18 protein-coding genes, 1 tRNA gene, 1 pseudogene and 1 riboswitch are annotated in these 22,080 nt (G+C 27.4%); of the genes and pseudogenes, 4 read left to right on the top strand and 16 right to left on the bottom strand.

Annotation, left to right across the window (positions count from 1 at the left end):
• Positions 1–7: 7 nt before the first annotated feature.
• Positions 8–1,186 carry a class I SAM-dependent rRNA methyltransferase gene (locus HMPREF1092_RS12565; RefSeq protein WP_002599046.1) on the top strand — a complete coding sequence of 393 codons (1,179 nt, stop codon included), beginning with the start codon at positions 8–10 and terminating at the stop codon, positions 1,184–1,186.
• A gap of 100 nt (positions 1,187–1,286) precedes the next feature.
• Positions 1,287–1,877: a rubrerythrin gene (gene rbr / locus HMPREF1092_RS12570; RefSeq protein ID WP_002599047.1), complete on the top strand. Its 591-nt coding sequence runs from the start codon at positions 1,287–1,289 to the stop codon at positions 1,875–1,877.
• 42 nt (positions 1,878–1,919) lie between these two features.
• On the opposite strand, the gene HMPREF1092_RS12575 is transcribed toward rbr, so the two are convergent.
• The 3 genes from HMPREF1092_RS12575 to HMPREF1092_RS12585 form a co-directional block, all read right to left on the bottom strand.
• Entirely contained in the window at positions 1,920–2,636 is a 717-nt protein-coding gene (locus tag HMPREF1092_RS12575) for a 2-phosphosulfolactate phosphatase family protein (RefSeq protein ID WP_002599048.1), read from the bottom strand.
• Between the two features lie 161 nt (positions 2,637–2,797).
• Positions 2,798–3,724: a tRNA modification radical SAM protein MnmL/YtqA gene (gene mnmL / locus HMPREF1092_RS12580; protein WP_002599049.1), complete on the bottom strand. Its 927-nt coding sequence runs from the start codon at positions 3,722–3,724 to the stop codon at positions 2,798–2,800.
• Positions 3,725–3,801: 77 nt separating this feature from the next.
• Positions 3,802–4,851, bottom strand: coding sequence for a hypothetical protein (locus HMPREF1092_RS12585; RefSeq protein ID WP_002599050.1), 1,050 nt, complete (start codon positions 4,849–4,851; stop codon positions 3,802–3,804).
• A 132-nt stretch (positions 4,852–4,983) separates the two neighbouring features.
• Here HMPREF1092_RS12585 and HMPREF1092_RS12590 point away from each other — a divergent pair, with 132 nt between their 5' ends.
• The gene (locus HMPREF1092_RS12590; RefSeq protein ID WP_002599051.1) at positions 4,984–6,045 is read left to right on the top strand and encodes a YkvI family membrane protein; all 1,062 of its coding nucleotides are present in this window, start codon (positions 4,984–4,986) and stop codon (positions 6,043–6,045) included.
• Positions 6,046–6,080: 35 nt separating this feature from the next.
• On the opposite strand, the gene HMPREF1092_RS12595 is transcribed toward HMPREF1092_RS12590, so the two are convergent.
• Together HMPREF1092_RS12595 and HMPREF1092_RS12600 are read right to left on the bottom strand one after the other, a co-directional pair.
• Positions 6,081–7,337, bottom strand: coding sequence for a peptidoglycan-binding protein (locus HMPREF1092_RS12595; RefSeq protein ID WP_002599052.1), 1,257 nt, complete (start codon positions 7,335–7,337; stop codon positions 6,081–6,083).
• Between the two features lie 60 nt (positions 7,338–7,397).
• Positions 7,398–10,808: a S8 family serine peptidase gene (locus tag HMPREF1092_RS12600; protein WP_002599053.1), complete on the bottom strand. Its 3,411-nt coding sequence runs from the start codon at positions 10,806–10,808 to the stop codon at positions 7,398–7,400.
• Positions 10,809–11,034: 226 nt separating this feature from the next.
• On the opposite strand from HMPREF1092_RS12600, the gene HMPREF1092_RS12605 reads away from it, so the two are divergent.
• Positions 11,035–11,110: transfer RNA gene (locus HMPREF1092_RS12605), tRNA-Met, on the top strand.
• A gap of 38 nt (positions 11,111–11,148) precedes the next feature.
• On the opposite strand, the gene HMPREF1092_RS12610 is transcribed toward HMPREF1092_RS12605, so the two are convergent.
• From HMPREF1092_RS12610 to HMPREF1092_RS12655, 11 genes and pseudogenes are all read right to left on the bottom strand, one after another.
• Positions 11,149–12,180, bottom strand: coding sequence for a TRM11 family SAM-dependent methyltransferase (locus HMPREF1092_RS12610; RefSeq protein WP_002599054.1), 1,032 nt, complete (start codon positions 12,178–12,180; stop codon positions 11,149–11,151).
• Between the two features lie 79 nt (positions 12,181–12,259).
• Complete coding sequence (locus tag HMPREF1092_RS12615; RefSeq protein WP_002599055.1) at positions 12,260–13,024, bottom strand: GNAT family N-acetyltransferase; 765 nt, start codon at positions 13,022–13,024, stop codon at positions 12,260–12,262.
• 72 nt (positions 13,025–13,096) lie between these two features.
• Complete coding sequence (locus tag HMPREF1092_RS12620) at positions 13,097–13,435, bottom strand: zinc ribbon domain-containing protein YjdM (protein WP_002599056.1); 339 nt, start codon at positions 13,433–13,435, stop codon at positions 13,097–13,099.
• Between the two features lie 129 nt (positions 13,436–13,564).
• Positions 13,565–14,080, bottom strand: coding sequence for a sensor histidine kinase (locus HMPREF1092_RS17580; RefSeq protein WP_002599057.1), 516 nt, complete (start codon positions 14,078–14,080; stop codon positions 13,565–13,567).
• Positions 14,081–14,129: 49 nt separating this feature from the next.
• Entirely contained in the window at positions 14,130–14,789 is a 660-nt protein-coding gene (locus HMPREF1092_RS17585; RefSeq protein ID WP_002599058.1) for a sensor histidine kinase family protein, read from the bottom strand.
• Positions 14,789–15,472 (bottom strand): annotated as a pseudogene (locus tag HMPREF1092_RS12630) (response regulator transcription factor). The gene HMPREF1092_RS17585 and the pseudogene HMPREF1092_RS12630 overlap by 1 nt, the downstream one beginning before the upstream one ends.
• A gap of 101 nt (positions 15,473–15,573) precedes the next feature.
• Complete coding sequence (locus HMPREF1092_RS12635) at positions 15,574–16,245, bottom strand: ABC transporter ATP-binding protein (protein ID WP_002599060.1); 672 nt, start codon at positions 16,243–16,245, stop codon at positions 15,574–15,576.
• 11 nt (positions 16,246–16,256) lie between these two features.
• On the bottom strand, positions 16,257–18,800 hold the full coding sequence (locus HMPREF1092_RS12640) for an FtsX-like permease family protein (protein ID WP_002599061.1): 2,544 nt from the start codon (positions 18,798–18,800) through the stop codon (positions 16,257–16,259).
• Between the two features lie 192 nt (positions 18,801–18,992).
• Positions 18,993–19,748, bottom strand: a complete 756-nt coding sequence (locus tag HMPREF1092_RS12645) for an ABC transporter ATP-binding protein (protein WP_002599062.1) — start codon at positions 19,746–19,748, stop codon at positions 18,993–18,995.
• A 2-nt stretch (positions 19,749–19,750) separates the two neighbouring features.
• Entirely contained in the window at positions 19,751–20,785 is a 1,035-nt protein-coding gene (locus HMPREF1092_RS12650) for a FecCD family ABC transporter permease (RefSeq protein WP_002599063.1), read from the bottom strand.
• Complete coding sequence (locus HMPREF1092_RS12655) at positions 20,769–21,689, bottom strand: ABC transporter substrate-binding protein (protein WP_002599064.1); 921 nt, start codon at positions 21,687–21,689, stop codon at positions 20,769–20,771. Before HMPREF1092_RS12655 ends, HMPREF1092_RS12650 begins: the two co-directional genes overlap by 17 nt.
• 104 nt (positions 21,690–21,793) lie before the next feature.
• Positions 21,794–21,966, bottom strand: a riboswitch (cobalamin riboswitch).
• Positions 21,967–22,080: the final 114 nt, after the last annotated feature.

Below are 22,080 nucleotides of genomic sequence, written 5' to 3' on the forward strand. Positions count from 1 at the left end.
TAATCTAATGGCTAGTAAATTCTATCTTGAAAAATTAAGTAAAAAAGCTAAAGCAGAACAAGGAAGACCTTGGATTTATACAGATGAAATTAAAGAATATGAGGGAGAATATAAAAACGGAGATATAGTTGAAGTTTATAATCATAAACATTACTTTATAGGTAAAGGGTACATAAATGATGCTAGTAAAATAGCAATAAGAATTATGACTAGAGACATAAATGAAGAAATAAATAAAGAATTCTTTAGAAGAAAATTTAAGGCAGCATGGGAATATAGAAAAACTGTCATAGATACTTCTTCTTGCAGATTAATATTTGGAGAAGCTGACTTTTTACCTGGATTAACAGTTGATAAATTTGAAGACTATTATGTTATTCAAATATCAACTTTAGGAATGGACCAATTTAGAGATATAATTGTTCAAGTTCTTGTAGAAGACTTTGGAGCTAAAGGAGTTTATGAAAGAAGTGATATTAAAACTCGTGAAATAGAAGGTTTAGAGCAAACTAAAGGATTCTTAACAGAAGAATTTGATACAAATGTTCAAATAATAGAAAATGGTGTTAAATATATAGTTGACTTAGAAAATGGTCAAAAAACAGGATTCTTCTTAGACCAAAAAGAAAATAGAGCTGCAATCCACAGAATTTGTAAAGATAAAGAAGTTTTAGATTGCTTTACTCATACTGGTTCATTTGCACTTAATGCTGGTATTGCAGGAGCAAAATCTGTTCTTGGGATAGATGTATCACAACATGCAGTTGATTGTGCAACTAGAAATGCTGAATTAAATAATCTTCAAGATACTGTTAAGTTTGAATGCCATAACGCTTTTGATGTACTTGCTGATTGGTCAAGAGAAGGAATAAAATTTGATGTTGTTATACTTGACCCTCCTGCTTTTACAAAATCAAGAGGAACAATAAATGGAGCTAAGAGAGGCTATAAAGAAATAAATCTTAGAGGAATAAAAATGGTTAAAGAGGGTGGATATTTTGTAACATGTTCATGTTCTCATTATATGGCTGAAGATCTTTTAAGAAAAACTATAGCTGAAGCTGCACATGATGCGCATAGAAGTCTTAGACAAATTGAATTTAGAACTCAATCTTGTGACCACCCAATTTTATGGAATTCTGACGAATCATATTACTTAAAGTTCTTCGTTTTCCAAGTAGTTTAATATAAAATTTTTAGAGGTATTAAATTCCAAAGTTCGGCTTAAATAATTTATATAGTTTTAGTAAATACTATTTCATGATAACTTATTTAGGAGGTATATTATGAAATCATTAAAAAATACTAGAACTGCTGAAAATTTAATGAAAGCATTTGCTGGTGAAGCTCAAGCTAGAAATAGATATACTTATTTTGCTAGTAAAGCTAATAAGGAAAATTATCCTCAAATTGAAGAAATTTTTTTAGAAACTGCTGATAATGAAGCTGCACACGCAAAAAGATTTTACAAGTTTCTTGAAAAAGATTTTCAAGGAGTACAACTAAAAGTAGAAGCTGACTATCCTGTAGAATTACCAGAAACTACAGAAATAAACTTACGTTTTGCTGCTGATGGAGAACATAATGAAAACTCAAATCTTTATCCAGTTTTTGCAGATATAGCAGATGAAGAAGGGTTCCCTGAAATAGCTACTTGCTTTAGAATGGTTGCCCAAGCTGAAGTTGCTCATGAAAATAGATTTAGAAAACTTGCTGATAATATAAAAAATGGTACTGTATTTAAAAAAGATGATAAAGAAACTCTTTGGAAATGTGGTATCTGTGGATTTATATATGAAGGTCCCGAAGCTCCTAAGGCTTGTCCTTCTTGTAAACATCCACAAAAATTCTTTGAAGTATTTAAAGAAACTTATTAAAAATAAATGGATGTAATATCAAAATTACATCCATTTATTTTTTTATTCTACAATTATATGGTTATCTTTATATTCTGGCACTAAATTTGTAAAATCTTTTTTCATTGCATGTTCAACATCAGGCATTAAATCTAATTCTTTCATTCTTCCATAATGCTTTGCTTTAGAAATAAAACCTTCTAAATCTTTATTTTGCTCATAAATATATTGAGCAGTTTTACTTATATCAGTAAGTTCTATTTTATTTGTTATCTTACTTATCTCATCTATTATATATCCTGTGCATATGAAATCATCTATAGTAAATTCTCCATTAGTACCAGAGTTTAATATTATTATATCTTCATTTATTTCAGCTAATTTTTTTGCAATAGCTTTCCCATTTAATACACATCCAACAAATATTCTTTTTGCTCCTACTGATTTTGTTAACGCTTTTGTTCCATTACTTGTTGTAATTAAAATAGTTTTTCCTTCAACTACTTCTTTAGTATATTCAAGAGGTGAATTACTTAAATCAAATCCTTCTATTTTTTCAGCATTACGCTCTCCACCTAAGATACAATTTTCTCTACCTATCTCTTTTGCTTTTTCTAATACTTCTTCTACAGTTAAGAATGGTATTACTTCCTTACACCCATTTCCTATAGCTGTTACCATTACTGTTGTAGCTCTTAACATATCTATTACAACAACATTTTTTCCCTTTATATATTCTCTATCTATATATTCTGGTGTTATTATCACATCTATCTTCATTACATAATTACTCCTTATTTTTCAAATCAATATATTCATTAAAATTTATAACCTCTATTATAAATCTTATAAACTTAATATAACTAAATTATATACTAAAATAATTAACTTATAAAAAAGCAACTTAACTTTATAATTTAAAGTTAAGTTGCCTTTTTAATTTATTTAAAGTTTTTTCCTTGATATATATCATTATCTACAAATGCTTTATCTATTGCATTTAGAACTTCCCATTTTTTAAGGCTCCACATAGGTCCTATTAAAAGATCTCTTGGAGCATCTCCAGTTAATCTATGAACAACCATTTCTTCTGGAATCATTGTTATAGCCTTACAAAGAGTATCAATATACTCATCTTGTTCCATAAGTTTTAATCCACCTTTTTCATATAGACTTACAAGTGGTGTTCCTTCCATAAGGTGAAGTAAGTGAAATTTAACTCCTGTAGAACCTGTATGAGCTACAAATTCTACTGTTTTAAGCATATCTTCTTGAGTTTCTCCCGGAAGACCAAATATACAGTGAGTTACAAAATCAATTTTTCTCTTTTTTAGTCTTTCAATTGCATCAATATATACAGAAGTATCATATCCTCTATTTATCTTTCTTCCTGTTTTATCTGAAACTGTTTGAAGTCCTATCTCTATCCATACATAAAGCTTTTTATTCATTTCTTCTATTAAGTCTAGAACATCTTCCCCTAAACAATCTGGTCTTGTTGCTATTGCAAGTGCCACAACACCTTCTTGATTAATAGCCTCTTCATATTTTCTTTTAAGTTCATCTATTGGTGCATATGTATTTGTATAAGCTTGGAAATAAGCAATATATTTTCCTTGCTTCCATTTTTTATTCATCATGTCCTTAACATCAATAAATTGTTTTGTTATAGATATTTCTCTATTCCCAGCAAAATCTCCTGACCCTCTTTCACTACAGAAAGTGCATCCTCCTTTTGCTACTTTTCCATCTCTATTTGGGCAAGTGAAACCACCATCTAAAGAAATTTTAAATACTTTTTCACCAAATTTTTCTCTTAAAAAATGGTTTAAATTATGATATCTCTTGCCATTCCATTCTTTAGCCATTTTTGCCTCCAATTTATAAATTATTTTCTTATACTATAACACAACTATTAATTACTAACCAACAAATGAATTTTTAATTATAATTTATCTACCTCTTCTTTTTCTACATCCACTATATATTCTCCTAGAATATTTTGATTAATACCATTGACTCCTTCTTTCTTTTTAACATTTATTAAAATATTTGATTTTACTGACGCAACATACTCTACATTATATTTATCTAAAGGAAATATCTTATCAAGTTTTAAATCTAATAAATCTCCTCCAGGCATAGTATAAATTTTTAGACCTTTTGAATTATTACCTTCAATATATTGAACAATAAGTGCATTAGATTCTTCTGTAAACACAAAATTTGATATTTTTGCATTAGGTAATATATCACAATATACTATCTTTTGAGCTAATGGCTTTTCAAGTATTTTTTCCAAATCTCTTGGCGCTATTTGTTGACCTCCTCCTGAAGCAGCAGCTGGTCTTGCGTGTTCCATTAAAGCAACAGCAATAAAACAATTTTTACCATCTGTTGTACTAAAAGCTATTTTATTTGAATCTAGACTTATCCCAACAGTCTGATAACTTTGTTTCGGTATCTGTTGTACATCAATCATAGGTTCTTGCCCTTTAGGATATAATGTATCTGGTAAATCATTAAGATTAGTTATTTTTTCTTTATAAGATGCTTCGGCATCTATAATATCTAATGAATTTCCATCAGAAACTACTTGTTGTTTATTAGTACTTTTAATTTCAGATATTTTATAACTTTGAGACTCTTTTTCAACTTTTAATACCCATTTGTCTAATGTGCACTTTGCTCCTTCACCTTGAGTTTTTACAACTTTCATTTCAACATATGCACCATCTTTTAACTCTGATATTCTATCTACTGTATATGACACTACACTCATTTCGTTGTTTCCTAAATCTTCTTTAGTTGCAAGTTCTTTTGTTGATATTTCGTTTGCGCCTTCTATATCTCCTATTTTCATCTTAAACATATATTCTAAAGCTTTTTGTCTTGCCACATCAGAATTAAATATCTTTATATCTCTATTTTCTTTTTGACATCCAAATAAAATTACTACAAAAATTAATAATACTATTATTAAATTTTTCCTCATTTGATTTCCTCCTATCTAAACTATCAAAATTAGTTTTCCTTATAATACCCCTCTTATTCACTATTGTTAGAATATTTCAGTAAATTTACTTATATATTGTTAAGAATACTAATTTTTTTTAAAGGAGTTTTTATGCTAAAATATTTTTCTAAAATTTTTCAGATTGCCGCTGTTTTTATTGGAACTATAGTAGGTGCAGGACTAGCTTCAGGCCAAGAAATAACTCATTTCTTCACATCTTTCGGTCCACTAAGCTTTATATTTATAGTTCTATGCGGGATTTTTTATATTATAATAACCTCAATTATAATTAAGATAAGTAGTCATAAAAATCTCAACTCTTATAGTGATTTTATAAATGTTATAAGCCCAAATTTTTTTGGTAAAATAACTGGTGTAACTATGACTTTTTATCTTATCTCAAGTGCATCTATAATACTCGCTGGAAGCGGAGCTTTAATTCATCAATTTTCAGGAATTCCTAAGATTGTTGGTACATTTTTAATGATTGCTATTGCAATATTTTTTCTATATCGTGGGACTGAAGGATTAATAGAAATAAATTCTTTTATAGTTCCAACATTAATTTTTACAATAGTTACAATCACAGGTTTATATTTATTCTTATGTATGGATACAATAGACTTCACTCAAATATTAGGAAGTTTTGCTAAAAAAGAAGGCAATTTAGCAATTTCAACTATTCTATATGCAGGGTATAATGTTTTTTGTTGTTGTGGTGTTCTAGTTCCGTTATGTACTAGCGTTAAAAACAATAAAATTATGAAAAAAGGTGTAATTGTTGGGGCAGTAGGCCTTACATTATTATCTTTAATGATTAACTTTTTACTTACTGTAAATGTTCCTTATATTTTTGAATATGAAGTTCCATTACTTTTTGTATCTAAAAGATTTGGAACTATAATACAAGCATTATTACTTATAGTTATTCTTATGGAAATGTTCTCTACAGAAGTTTCAGATGTATATTCAATAAGCAGAACTTTAGAACACACCTTTAAAATTCCATTTAAGAAAAGTGTTATTTTAGTTTTATTAATTGCTTTCCCTATTTCTCTTATAGGATTTGGTAAATTAATTTCAACATTATATCCTATCTTTGGAATGTTAAGCTTAATATTTGTTTTTTGTTGTGTGAAATACTATATTAAAAATAAAAATAATTTAAAGTAAAATAAAGCAGTACTTTAGTACTGCTTTATTCTTTATTAATTAAGTTCTGCAATTTTAGTAACTCCAGTATAAATGGCAGAAATCTTATACCAAGTTTTATAATCTACTACACCAGTTTGAGGTAATCCAAAAATACTTTGGAATACTTTAACCTGTTGTGCTGATTTTGGTCCATATATTCCATCTACTGCTACTTTAGGAATTAAAGGATAGTTAATTGAAATCCTATTTAAAAATTCCTGTGTACTTCTAACTGGATTTCCTTTAGATCCTATTGTCAGAGAAAATCCTGGATATGATTTAGGACTTCCTTTAACTTCAGGTGCTGTAGTAAGTTCAATATTACTTCCATAATAATATTTTAAAATATCTATGGCATTTCTACCTTGATCTCCTAAATACTTACTTCCCCATTGACTAAGCCAATTTGGGCATGTAACTGTTGTTCCATTACAATATTGTGAAAAAAGTGGTTGTTTTCTACCTATTCTCTTTATATAAGTTGAAAATATCTCATCAACAATAACATTAATATTATCATATGTGTTTCTTCCATAAGAAAAGGCTTGGTCAAATGCAGTTGAATTAGTTATATCAAAATTATATCCTCTTGACCTATACCATTCTGTATATATTCTATTTAACGTAAATGATATTATACAAAAAATATTTGCCTCTAATGCACTTCTTGGCCAAGTTGAATAAATTTCACTTGAAGCTACATTTTTTATATAATCTCTGTATAAAATTGTATGATTTCTCCCTGAAGAAGCTGGCGCACCTTCATGTACTGTAATAAACTCTGGAACTACTGGATTTGGAAGTACAACTCCACTAGAAGGTGGTGGTAGTGGCTTAGTTTCCTCTTCTGGAATTTTATCTGGGAAATCTCCATTAAGCCTATTTGGTTGTACTGTTATTACTTCTGGTCTAACACTTATCTTTTCCTCTTCTTCTAAATGGGCTGGTTGATATGCAGTTTCATCAGCAAATACCTGACATCCATCAATAACAAAGTCTCTAAAACCTTCTTTTTCAATTCTTATATTGTATAAACTATATGGATTTTCACCAGATGGAGATTCTGAATTAGCTCTTGGTGGTGCATCTAATTCTATAGTTTCAGTTAAACCAGAAGAATCTGTTTGCAATATTACTTCAGTTACTCTCTTAGAACGTTTCCTTTGTAAACCTGTTTGATCTACAGCTGTTATAGTAGCCTTGCAACCATCTATTGGTATAAAATTTCGATATTGAAAACACTGAATTCTTAATCTTCCTTTTTCAGCCATAATATAACTCCTTAATATTTCTCTTATAATCAATCTATTCCACTTTAAATTATTTGTTCTTTAATTCTTTAGTTTTCTAACAAATAATCCATTAACATCATATTCTTGATAGTTGCCTCTTGTATTACTTGCTCTCATACTATCAAAAACCCCTTTAATATCTAGCATTCCATATCCCCATTCTCTATTAGGATATATATCTCCTTCTCTCATTTTAGCTCCTCTTATAATGTAAGCTTTCATCTTTACAGAATACATAGTAGGATCATTATCCTCTACAATTCCCCATTGCATTAATAAAGCACAACATCCTGCTAAAACTGCTCCTGCAACTGATGAACCACTGGATATTTGAGTTCCTCCTCCTGGTGTAATTGTTAATGCATCAACTCCTCCAGCAGCTATATCTGGCTTTATTCTTCCATCTCTAGTAAATCCCCTTCCTGATTTACCAACAGTGGCCATATTATTTTGATTATAATATGCAGCAACAATAGTACTCTCTGCTGTAGATGGCATATTTAGTGTTATATATTGACTCGAATTTAAGAATTTTGTTCCTGGAGATATAAGCTGTCTTTGAGGCAACCAAGCATTATATCTTCCATCAATAATATAATCACCTATTAATCTAAATTGCCAAATTCCTTCCTTCAAATCTTTAATTTTAATTCTTATAGCTTCATCTCCTGTTATTTCCTCAGGTATTAAATATTGCACATACATTATAGTTTTTTCAAAAACAAATCTTATCTCTTCTATTTGATTTAATCTAGCTGGTATTTTTTCTATTACTTCTCCTGATGGAGATATTATTGATAATGCTACTTTATCTGGTTTTCTAAACCAAATTTCAAAATTTAAATTTGTTTGATTTTTATCTGCAACTAACTCTATTGTTTTTATATCTCCATTTCCAGTCAAAGTTCCTTCTGTATGAATATCTGAATCTCCTTCATTTCCAGTACATGTTACAATAACAACTCCTCTTCTTTTAGAAAGATCATCAATATATCTTTCTATAATTGTATGTCCATCATGTGAGCCCATTGATGTTCCAAGTGGAATATATAATATTAATGGCATAAGTTTTTGCCTAGCTACTTCAATTATATGTCTTATTCCTAATACAATATCTGCATTCTCATATCTTCCTCTTCCTTCAATTGTAACTCCTGCTTCTGATAAATAACCAGGTGATGCCTCTTTTAACTTAACTATTATAAATTCACAATCTGGTGCTGCTCCTATTAACTCTGGATTTATTCCTCTTGCTCCTACTAATCCTGCAACCATAGTTCCATGACCAATTTCATCTTTTGAATTTACTATAGTATAAGGATCTCCTCCACTAAGACTTAATTTTATAGCTTCATTTATCTCATTTTCTTCAAATACTCTTCCATAATCATGCCAAGTTACTGGATTTCCAGATACAGTTTGATCCCATAAAGAAACAATTCTAGTAGTATCATCTTCTATCATAAATTCTTTATTTAGATAGTCAATTCCACTATCAATTATTCCTACTAATACTCCTCTTCCTGTCAAAGAAAGATATGGATTGTTATGAAATAAATTAGCTCCAGATGCTTCTACTGGAGATAATAAATTCAAAGTATATACTGGAGATGATTCAACATAAACTATTTCACTTACATTTTTTAATATTTCAACTAGAACATTATATGGCGCTTCTATAACAGCAGTTCTCTCATCTAATATAATAACTGTAGCTTCTGGAAAATTTGCTATTCTTGAAGTTATATCTCCATAATATTCTATTATTCTTCTTGCTCTATTTATTCTATTTCCTACCATAGGTATATTTAATTCCTCTCTTAAAATTTCTAAAGAATTATATGCACACAAAGTTCCATATCCCCATATTGGATTTGGATATATTTCATCTGGCCTATCTCTTTTTGCTCCTCTTACTAAATAATTTTTAAGCCTTTCACCAAATAAAAATTTATCATTTCCTTTTACTATTCCCCATTCCATAAAAAGAGCTACTACTCCAGTAACATGTGGTGTTGCCATAGATGTTCCTGTTTTTGTATCAAATCCTCCTGGTGACAAAGATGTTATATTTTCTCCCGGTGCTATAAGTTCTGGTTTTATATTTCCATTAGAAAATAATTGTCCTCTCCCACTAAAAGGAGAAATATTATTTGTTACATTATTATAACTTCCAACTGATATAACATTACTAACTGTAGCTGGTATTCCTAAAGTATTGAATAAAGTTGGATTCAAAAACTTTGTATTAGGATTTAATCCTTCTGAAATAGGAAGCCAAATATCATATCTTCCTGTATATTTATTTAAACTTTTTATTTTTAACACCCATGTTCCAGAAATTAATTCCTCTCCCCTTGCAACTAAACTTATTAATATTTCTCCTGTTAAATCAAAAGGCTTAGGTCCTGAAACATAAAAAAGTACTCTATCTCCATCTAACCCAAATTCATTAAATCCTTGTCTTAATGTAAATTCTCCAGTAGTTTTAGCTGCTGGATTTGTAATTTGAATACTAATTCTACTTAAAACACTTAAGAACAATGATAAATTTAAAGATTTTTCTCCTAATTCAACATTAATATCTATATTTTGTTCTTCTCTTAACTCTCCTCCAACATGATGTGATGCAGCTCCTTCATTTCCTGCTGCTATTACTATAGTTACTCTTTCTAAATCACAAACTGTTTGAATATATTTTTCTAAAAGTGAACTTCCATTATGAGCTCCATCATTTGTACTTAAACTTATATTTATTGCAAGAGGCATATTTAATTCTCTGGATTTATCAACTAAAAATTTAATTCCTCTCATAATTTGTGTACTTATACTAAACCTTCCCCTTGTAGCTTTAACCATTGCAATAGATGCTTTAGATGCAACTCCATATCTATCTCTTGGTATTTTACCTCCTGCACATGCAATTCCAGCAACATGAGTCCCATGACCTATCAAATCATAAGAGGGTACTACACTTAAAGGTTCAGGAGCTTTTAGGGCTTCATTTATCTGCTCTTTATTAAAAACTTTCTTAAGATCCAAATCCCAAATATACTCTATTCTAGTAGTTCCATCTTCATTTTTAAATCCAGGATGATTATAATCAATTCCAGTATCAATAAATCCAACTAAAACTCCTTCTCCATAAGTTGAATAAGTGCTTTGAAGTTGATTCACACATATATCTCTATTACTATAAAAATCAGTAGTATATAAAACTTTAGGTAATTCTATATATTGAAATTCTTTCACTTCCATAAGACTATCCAACTTATCCACAGATATATTTATTATTCCATATCCATATCCTAAATCTTCGTATGTTCCACCTAAGTTATCCACAATTTGTGATAATTTATCCACATTTTCCCCACTTATACTCACAACCTCTATAGTTTTTTTATCTTCTGATATTACATTATTTCCTAAAAAATTAAGTTTTTCATTCAAGTTCCTATTTTTTAATTCATTATAAAATCTTAATTTAGATTCAAAAATATCTATTGTTATAATAATTCACCTCAAAAAAAGTACTATTAATTCATTCTATGAATCAATAGTACTTTTGATAAAATATTAAGTTATTTTTTTATTTTTATTAAAATTTATTGACTTATTATGATATTAGTATTATACTTACAATAGTTGGTAAAACAATTTTAATTAAATTTAATATCGCGGGATGGAGCAGTTGGTAGCTCGTCGGGCTCATAACCCGAAGGTCGTAGGTTCAAGTCCTGCTCCCGCAACCATAAAAAGATTCTAAAAAGAATCTTTTTTTATTTTAAATTTAATTTTTAACTGCTACTATTAAATTACGATTTATTGATTGATCAACTCTATGAATATAATTATTAAATGGTTCTTCATCTAAAACTTTAAATCCGTTATTTTCCAAAACTTCTTTTACATCTGTATATTTTAAAGTAAATTCATTAAATGATATACATAATGAGCCTTTAACTTTTAATACGTAATGCCATGATGGTATACAATCTTTTAAAAGTTGTAATGGACTTCTATCCATACTTTGTTCTGTAGCACTTTTACTTCCATGCTGAACTCCATACGGTAAATCAGAAACAAGAATATCACATGAATTTTTCTTTATTAAAATCTTCGCATTTCTTGTATCTGAAACAAATAAATTGAAGTTTTGAGTATTATTTTTCATAAACTCTTCTTTTTTGCTAGCAGTATCAACTATGAAACATTCTGCAATTTTCTTTCCATTAGCTCCAGATCTTTTTTCTTTTTGAGATTTATGTTTATATTTTCCCATTTTTAAATATCTAATAAGATATGTTTGAATTTCTTGAGCCCATTGTGCATTTATTTCTATTCCAGTTACATCAAATCCTCTAATAAGACCTTCATATAATGTTGTTCCTTTTCCACACATAGGATCTATTAATCTTATTTTTTTGCTTCCTGTTTTACAAGCACTTAATGCTAAGTTAACCATTAATCTAGTAAACTGTTCATTTGTTTTTCCAGTATATTTTAATATTTGAACCATACTTTCTGGGAAACTTCTAAAATCTTCTATAGGTATAGGCTTTAATAATCCTTCTTCAACAACCTTAAAAAGTGCATAAAAAATTGATGCTGTACTTATTCTTTTAAAATCTTCTTGTTGTAACTCCTTCTCAGTTTTAAAGCAAATACAAGCTGGAAGACCTAAATCTCCTTCAAATATTTCTTGTATTTCCACTCCATGTGAAGATATTATCGCTTTTAATTCTGAAAATGCAATAGTTAATGCAGTATCAAAATATATGCGATTATGCCCCGGATTTGCTAAAATTGCATATTGCTTCATGTTTTTATCATACCTTTCTAACTTTTATGTAGATTAAATTTTACACTACATAACATTAAATTGACAATAATATTAAAGATTAAATTTTAAACTTTAAGAATCTAGTTTTCGGACTCATCCCTGCTTTTATTTGCGTTTTTAATGAGTTGTGATTATATGCCCAACACCCTGATATAGGTTCTTTTCCCATAGTATATGCTAATTCTTTAAGCCTAATTAATATTTCTGTTCCATAGCCTAAGCCTCTATATTTTGAATTAACATACATACCAATATTTTTATGTTCTTCGAATAAAATTCCATTAACAAAATGTCCAAGTCCAATAATATTTTCATTATCAATAGCAAAATAAAATTCTTTTTTAGAAATTCCTTCTTTTAATCTTGGATAATATTCTTCTGATATTTCATTTGCTAGCTCAAAATCTTTTTCCTCTAAAAGTCTTAACGTTATTCTCTTTTTATCCATTACTTCTCTTTTTGAATCTATTGAGTAATATGAATCTTTCTCCATATCTTTATAATTTTCTAGTATTAAACCAAGTAAAGTTTCATCACTAGTAGCTACTGAAGCATGTGTAACATATTCTAACTTTTTAACTTCAGAAAATATCTTATCTCCTCTATGAAAATATTCTTTATTTAAAGTAAATGACATTATAGTGTTTTTATCATATACAGCACATACCCCAGCGAAGTTATCATCAACCATTATTTTATAAAAATTTGATTGCATGATTCTTTCTTCCCAAAATACATCTATAAATATATTATTTTTCCTATAATATTCTTTCAAATAATCTAAAATATCAATTATATTACAACCCAAAAACCTAATCTTCATTTTATCTCTCCCATTTTACTTTATATAAAAAAAATAGTAGCACTTCTTTAATGTAAATGCTACTATTTTTATTTATATTTTTTTAACGAATTCTGATTTTAAGCTCATAGCTCCAAATCCATCTATTTTACAATCTATGTTGTGGTCACCTTCAACTAATTTTATATTTTTAACTTTAGTCCCTTTTTTTAAAGCTGAAGAAGCTCCCTTTACCTTAAGGTCTTTTATTATAGTTACAGAATCACCATTTTGTAATACATTCCCATTTGCATCTTTAACTACTAAAACATCTTCATTTACCTCTTCAGAATTTGAATTCCATTCATGAGCACATTCAGGACAAACTAGCATTAATCCATCCTCATAAGTATATTCTGAATTACATTTTGGGCAATTTGGTAAAGTTGACATATATAATACCTCCTAATTTTTCTATGTACTTTTATAAGTATTTACTTATAGGTTTATATAATATCATAGTCTTTTAGTATTGACAACGTAATTACATATATTATTTATTTAAACATAAATGGTACTTTTTTACTTAATAAAAGTAATAATAAAGCTAGTCCACTCACCTAATTTACTTTTAACTTTAATACTCCCATTATGCTTTTCAATTATAGATTTTGATAATGCTAATCCTATACCTATGCTCTTAGGCTTCTTTTCTGAACTATTTTTATAAAACCTTTCAAATATTTTTTTAAGCTTATCTTCTTCAATTCCTTCCCCATTATCTTTAATTTCTACTTCCAAATATATCGGGCTTTCTCTTATTAAAATTTCTATTTTTCCACAATTATCTGTGTGTTCTATTCCATTTTTAATAATATTACTTAAAGCTTCACTAAGCCATTTTCTATCATGTCTTAAAATAAAACTTCCATTTTCATAATTAATATTTATATTTTGATTTTTTTCTTCAGCTTTTATTTTTAAAGGAGCTATAGCTTCAGATATAGTATCTAAAATAGATATATCCTCCATTTTATAATCAATTACATCACCTTCAAGTCTTGCATATTTTAAGAGAGTTATAGTAAGCCAATCCATTCTCTCTAATTGTCCTGCACTAAGTTCTATAAAACTTTCTATATCATAATTACTTATAATCTTTTAAAATATAATTATAAGACATAAGAGCTGTTAACGGAGTTTTAAGTTGATGACTTATATCATTTATTATATTTTTAAGATTTATTTTTTCTTTTTTAAGGTCACTTATATCTCTTTTTATTCTATCTTCCATAAGTGAAAAACTTTCATATAAAGTTTCAAAAGTTCCATCTTTAAGTTTATACTTATTATTTTCTGAAAATTTACCTTCTATAATTCTATTTGCTCTATTTATTAACTCTGTAGAAAGTATGAAATTTCTCCTATCCCTTAAGTAAATTAGAAATAATAATATTAAAGATAATGTTATCCAAACTATTATTATATTTCTATATAAATTCTTCTCAATATCATTCATAATTGGGTTTAAACTTAAATCTAAACCTTCTTTATAAGAATATTTTTCTAATATATCTTTTCCAATAATATAATCAGAATAATTTCCTTTTGTTATAGTTGCTATAATTTTATTTTCATCAAAACTTTTACTTTTTGATAAAGTTCCTATAATAGAAATATTTTGTTTTATATAAGCATTATTTATTTCTTTTAGAGCTGAATTAAAAGCAAAAATTAAAAAAACTCCAAATATTAAAAATAATATTGAAGCTACTAATATATTTTTTCCCCTCTCATTTAAATCCACTAATTTTCACCCCATTTATAGCCAATTCCCCTAACAGTAATTATATATTTAGGATTTTTCAAATCATCTTCAATCTTTTCTCTAAGCCTCCTAATATAAACATTTAAAGTATTAGCGTCTACAAAATCTCCGTCAATATCCCAAAGCTTTTCTAATAATCTTCCTCTTTAAATAGTTTGTCCTTTATTTTCTAGTAAAATCATCATAAGCTTATACTCACCTTTTGTTAAAGGTATTTCTGTTGAATTTTTAAAGACTGTATGCGAAAGCTTATCTATTTTTAAATCACCTATTAAATTAAAATTACTTTCAACTGACAGTTTTCCTTTTCTTCTTGAAATAGCATTTATTCTAGATATTAACTCTCTAATTCTTATAGGCTTTGTTATATAATCATCTCCACCTAAATCAAGTCCTAAAACTACATTACATTCTTCATCACAAGCAGTTACAAATATTATTCCAATATTATTATTCTTATTTTTTATATATGTACAAAGCTCATATCCATCACCATCAGGTAGTGTTATATCTAACAAAGCTATATCTATTTTCTCATTATCTATAGCTTTCTTTCCTTCTTCTACGCTAAAAGCTAAAACTACTTCAAATCCTTCTTTTTTTAAACTATATTCAATACCAATAGAAACTGGTCTATCATCTTCTACTAAAAGTATTCTCATAAAATTTCACCCCTCTTAATTTTACCATAATAATACTTTTTATATCATTATTCCCTAACAAAATGTGAGATACCTAAATTTAATTAGGTATCTCTATAAAGTTATCTATATTTATCTAAAACTATTTCTCCATCTTCAATTTTTATAATTCTATCAACTTCATCAGTTATCGAAATATCATGAGTTATCATAATTAAAGTTTGATTATACTTTTTACAGGAGTATTTTAATAAAGATATTATTTCCTTTGATGTTTTACTATCTAAATTTCCTGTTGGCTCATCCGCTAAAATAACATCTGGTTTATTTGATAAAGCTCGTCCTATCGCAACTCTTTGTTGTTGTCCTCCTGATAATTGAGATGGCAAACTATTCTCTTTTCCATTTAAATGTAGCATTGAAATTAAGTCTTTTTTATATTCTTTATCAACTTTTCCCTTATCTAAAAGAACTGGCATATCAATATTTTCCTCAACTGTTAATGATGAAAGAAGATTAAACTCTTGAAATACAAATCCAATATTCCTTCTTCTTATAATTCCAAGCTTCTTATCTTTAAGTTTTGAAAAGTCTACTCCATTTAAATAAACTTTTCCGCTAGTTGGCTTATCAACTCCACCTATCATATGAAGAAGAGTTGATTTTCCAGAACCTGACTCTCCAATAATTGCAATAATTTCACCTTTTTTTATTTCTAAATTTATATTTTTTAAAGCTTCAACTTTTGTTTCACCTTTCCCATAAACCTTGCTTAAACCTTCTACCTTAATCATAATTTACTCCTTTAATCTATACTTCTAATCATTTCAACTGGATTATCTAAACCTAATCTTCTTATACTATTTAAAGTATTTAGAATTGAAACTATTATTATAATTAATGTTCCTAGAATCATTACTCCATAAGAAAAACTGAATTTCTTTTCAAAGTTTTGTATAACTTTAAAAATCCCCAATGTAATTCCATTTCCTATTATTAAAGCTATTAAACATTGGATTAACCCTTCATAAATTAAACTTTTTCTAAGCATAACTTTGTCCATTCCAACAGCAAACATAATTCCAAATTCTTTTTTTCTGTTATTTAAAATTATGTCTCTTATATTTATTAAGCTTACTATACTCATAGATATAATCAAAATAAGTATAGTATATATAACTAAAGCTATAGATCGCATTTTTGCAGTTTCCTCTTCTAAATATTCAACTGAATTAAAAACTGTACTTTTATAATCATCTTCTTTTATCACTTCTTCTAAATCTTTTTCTAATTTAGGCATATATTCATCTCTTAATTTTTTATTGTTAAATTCAAAAGCATATTTTTTACCTTGTTTTGATTTCAAATTTTGCGATAAACTATCTGAAATTATAATTCCTATATAATTTCCTTCCCAATTCTCCCTACTTCCAAAAAAAGTCTCTAAATAAATAGTTCCCATTAAGTTCAAATCTAGGACATCTGTTTTTGCATTCTTAGGAATAATAGGTTTATTTACCTTTCCTAATTCACTCTCATAATTTTCATATTCCATTATTTCATAATTCATAAGAACTCTTATGTCATTTCTTTCTTTAGGAGGATAAATAGCTCCCTTTTCTTTATTTGAAAAAAGTATTGCTCCATTTTTTTTTAATTCTTCTAAATTAATATTTTTTCCATCAATATAAGGCATTAGATCATTAAAAAATTTATCATTTATTGTGAAAATACACCCATATTGTCTTGATATTATTACTTTTTCATCTTTATCAAAATATATATAATTTTGACTATCTTTTAATACCTCCTTATCTATTCCTTCTATCCTAACTACTGGCGTATAACTTGTTCTTGTAGAATAATTGCCAAAATCTTTATATTTCTCTAAAACATCTTCTATTTTTCTTTGTCTTTCATCTTCATTTACGAAATTATATATATCTAAATCTCTTGTCATAACTCCTAAATCTTGTTTAACTTCTTTCAACTTAAAAGTATAATAACTTGTAAATACATTAAATATTGTTAATGAAATTACCATAGCCAAAGTTAATCCTATTAAATTAACTTTATCACTCTTTAAATTCTTATATGCTAACTCTGCTTCATATCCAAAAATCTTTCTTATAAAACTAGATTTAATTTTCTTTTTTCTTCCTTTTAAATTTTCATCTTTAATTCCTTCTATTGGTGATAATTTACTTACCCATATCATTGGAATTAAACTTGATATAATGCAAACTATTAATGATATTATTACCGCAATTAGTATTATTTTAAAATTTATTGTACTTCTAATATCTATTCCATATTCATTTATAATTTCTAAAAGTCTTTCTCTAATTCCTAAGAAAATAATCTCCCCTAAAATAATTCCGGGGATTATTGACATTACTGATACAATTAAACTCTCCTTTAAAATTAACCTTCTTATTTGTCCATTACTAGCTCCTATACATTTAAGCATAAAATAAGCTTTTTTCTTTTCTTTTACTGATGCGTTTATAGATATATACGTAAAAAATATTAAAGCTAATATTAATATTCCTTGAAGTATCGCAGTTGATTTATCTGGATAATATATATCTCTTCCTAATGTTATCTTTTCACCTAATAAAAGTATTCTATTTATATTTAAGTCTATTAATGGTTTATCTCTAGGTACCTCAGATACTTCATTCCAATTCAAGAACTCAGTAACTCCTATATCCTTGCCTATTTCTTTTATGGATTTAACAATATTCTTTTCATTTATAAGTTTTATATGGGCATTAACACTTTTCATTTGACTAACATCTTTTATTCCTAAAATCTTTCTATCAGATGCCCCAATATCCAATATATTTGTTATAAAACCTACAACTACTCTATCTTTTCCTAATACATTTATTTTATCTCCAATTTTTTTATTTATAGTTTTCTTATTTCCTATAATAATTTCATCATCTGATAAAGGAATTCTTCCTTCTATCTCATAGGAATCATTCATTAATATTTTTTCTAGATAGTTTTTATCTGCATAAAATATTTCTTCTGTTATTTCTGAATATCCTTCACTATTTTCATATCTAGTTACTTCTCTATGCGTATAAGTAAATCCAACTTTTTCTATTAAACTATTATTTAATAATTTACTTGCTTGTTCTCCATTAATATTTAAAAATTTAGAATGTTTATCTCCAGTATCATATTTATTTGCCTGTAATTCATATTGTTTATTTAAATTATTTACCTCTCCTAAAAAAATTAACATTGCTAATCCAAGAATTATTCCTAAAAGAGTAAATACTGTTCTTTTCTTATGTTTTATAAGTTCTTTTAAAGCAATTTCATCATAACTCTTCATTTTAAATTCCCCCATAAATTCTCTATGATTAAAATTTTAATTTCTTTAACTTACAATCTAATAAAAGTAAAATTACTTTTTTGTAATTTTCGCCTTATTAGACTGGATATTAAATTTAAATATTTTATTTAAATAAAAAATAGTAGCCCTCATTTTAATTTTGAGATACTACTATTTCTTAATTAAAAAATTTTATTCCCATGCCTTTAAAGCATCTATCATATATTGCCTTATATCAAGCCCATAAACTTCTTTTATTTCATTACTTTTTAAAACTTTTTCCACTTTATCGTTTTTTATTATTTTCCCATCATTTATTAAAATTGCTCTTTCACTAAACATTTGAACCAAATTTAAATCATGTAAAACTCCTATAACAGTTTTTTTATTTTCTTTAGTCCATCTTTTTATGTATGATAATATTTCTATTTGACATTTTAAATCTAAATGATTTGTCGGCTCATCTAAAAGTATTATATCTGGCTCCTGTGCAAAAACTCTTGCTAAATAAACTCTTTGAAGTTGCCCTCCTGATAATTCACCTATAAGTCTATCCTTTTCTTTATATAACCCAACATTTTCAATTGCTTTTGATATTATTTCATTATCTTTACTTGATAAGCTTTTAAACATACCTTCCATATATGGATATCTTCCTAATGCTACTGTTTGATATATTGTATAATCAAAAAATATATTTGAAGTTTGACTCATTAAAGCTATCTTTTTAGCTAAATCTTTTCGCTTTAAACTTTTTAAATCTTTATTATTTATTTTTATTTCACCTTTATAATCAATTATATTTCCTATTGCTTTTAATATAGTTGATTTTCCACATCCATTAGGACCTATTAAAGCTATACTATTTCCTTCTTCAATATTAAAGGAGATATTATGTACTACGTCTATCCCATTATATCCACTTGATAAATTTTTAATTTCTAACATTTCTATCTCCTTTTTCTCTTACTAAAATAAATATATGCAAAAAATGGTGCTCCAATAACTGCAGTTATTGCACCTATAGGAAGTTCTGATGGTGATATTACAGTTCTTGAAGGTATATCTGTAAGAACCATAAAAATTCCACCAATAATAAAACTCATTGGGATAACTATTTTATGCTCTGAACCAAAAACTTTTCTTGCTACATGAGGAATTATTAAGTCTACAAATCCAATTACACCACTTAAAGCCACAGCACTTCCTGAAAGTATTGCTACAGCTATTAAAAGATATTTTTTTACTTTTTGAACTTCCACACCTGTAGTCATTGCCTGTTCTTCTCCAAAACTTAAAATATCCATTTCTCTTGTATACTTTAAAGCTACTAATAATCCTATAATGCAAAATGGTATACTAGCAATTACATATGACCATCCTTTCATTGAAAAAGAACCCATTTGCCACATTGCTATAGATTTTAAATCTTCACTAAATAAAGCAGTTAAAGTTGTTAATAATGCACTTGCAAAAAGAGATAAAACCATTCCTGCCAAAACTACAGTATTATTTGAAAATCCTCTATCAACTTTATTAGAAAATATTATTACAGTAAATATAGTAATAACTCCACATAAAAATCCTATTATAGGTAATGAAAATGAACTTATAAATGGAATACTAATTCCTAATATTATATATACTCCAACTCCTAAAGAAGCTCCTGCCGAAACACCTATTGTATAAGGTGATGCTAAAGGATTTTTTAGGATAGATTGCGTAATAGCTCCACTTACCGAAAGTATTCCTCCTACAATAAATGCTAATAAAACTCTTGGTAATCTAATTACCCAAATTATTGCCACGTCCTGTGGATTTATATTGTTTGGTAATGGAACATTAAATACCTTATTTATAATTATATTAATAATATCCTTTATATTAATATTGGAACTTCCAATGGAAGTTCCAATACATAAAATCAATATAACTATAGGTATCCATAGCCATGTATATTTTCTTTTATTATTTAATATTTTCATATTCTTTTGGATATATAGCTTTTGCTATTTCCTTTAATGCAATTATTGAATATTGACTTGGACGTGATGATGCATTTAAATTTATTTCATATACAGCTTTATCTTTAACAGCTTTTATAGTATTAAAACCTGCTCTATCTTCAATAGATTTTATAGGATTTTCTAAATATGTTTCATTAGTCAATATAACATCTGGATTAGCTTTTATTACTGATTCAGGTGAAGGACTTATCCATTCTTTTTGATCAGCAAAAATATTTTTAGCTCCAACAATTTCAATCATTGAATTTAAAAATGTGTTATTCCCAAAACTAAATAAATTAGGTGATGATCCTATTTCAAAATATACTGTCTTTTTATCTTTTATATTTTTAGCAATTTCTTCAATTTCTGAAACTTCTTTTTTCATTTCATCAATTATTTCAGTACCTTTTGCTTCAGTTCCAGTTAGTTTCGCTAAAAAGTTTATATCTTCATAAATTCCATCAAAACCTCCACTAGTTGGTACATAAACTACTGGTATTCCTGCTTCTTTTATTAATTTAAAAGGATCTTCTTCTCCCTCTTTATTATGTGTAGAAGCAATTACTATATCAGGCTTTAAACCTATTATTGCCTCAGCATTAGGATTTCTAAAATCTATTTTTTCAACTTCTTTATTTAATCCTTTTATATCTGCTGAATATTTATCAATTGCAACAATTTTATCTCCAAGCCCAAGTCCAACCAATATTTCAGTATTTGATGGTGCAGTAGATATTATTCTCTCAATTTTTTTAGGTGCTGTAAACTCCTCTCCTGCTCTATCTTTCATAGTAACTGTTTTATCCCCGCATCCAGCTAAAACTACTAAAGATAAAATCATAATGCTAATTACAGCAAGTAGTCTTTTAAATTTTTTCATTATTATTTCTCCCCTTTATACAGTTTAGGGTAAAAGATTAGTACTTATAAATACATACATTCTTTAGAATTTATACGTACTACTTAGCCCAACCCTCAGAAGGCTATAGTACTCACATAAAGGCAGGTATCCCGACTTAGATTCATCCTCTATCTCGCCTTCCCACATTATATGCAGTGACATTTTGAGATTTCGTCATCCTTACGGTTACTGGGGTAGTTAAGGATTTTAACCTTATTCCCTATTAAGTAAAATACACCATTTATGAGCTAATCGTTAATAGTTTATTATTTATTCATTATTTTGTCAATAATAACCTTATAAAGCATTTTATTGATTTTATAAATCCCATTATCTACAACTTATAAAATTATAATATAACTTCAATTTT

Origin of the sequence: Clostridium thermobutyricum, from assembly GCF_000371465.1 — a bacterium.
GTDB classification, from domain to species: domain Bacteria; phylum Bacillota; class Clostridia; order Clostridiales; family Clostridiaceae; genus Clostridium; species Clostridium thermobutyricum.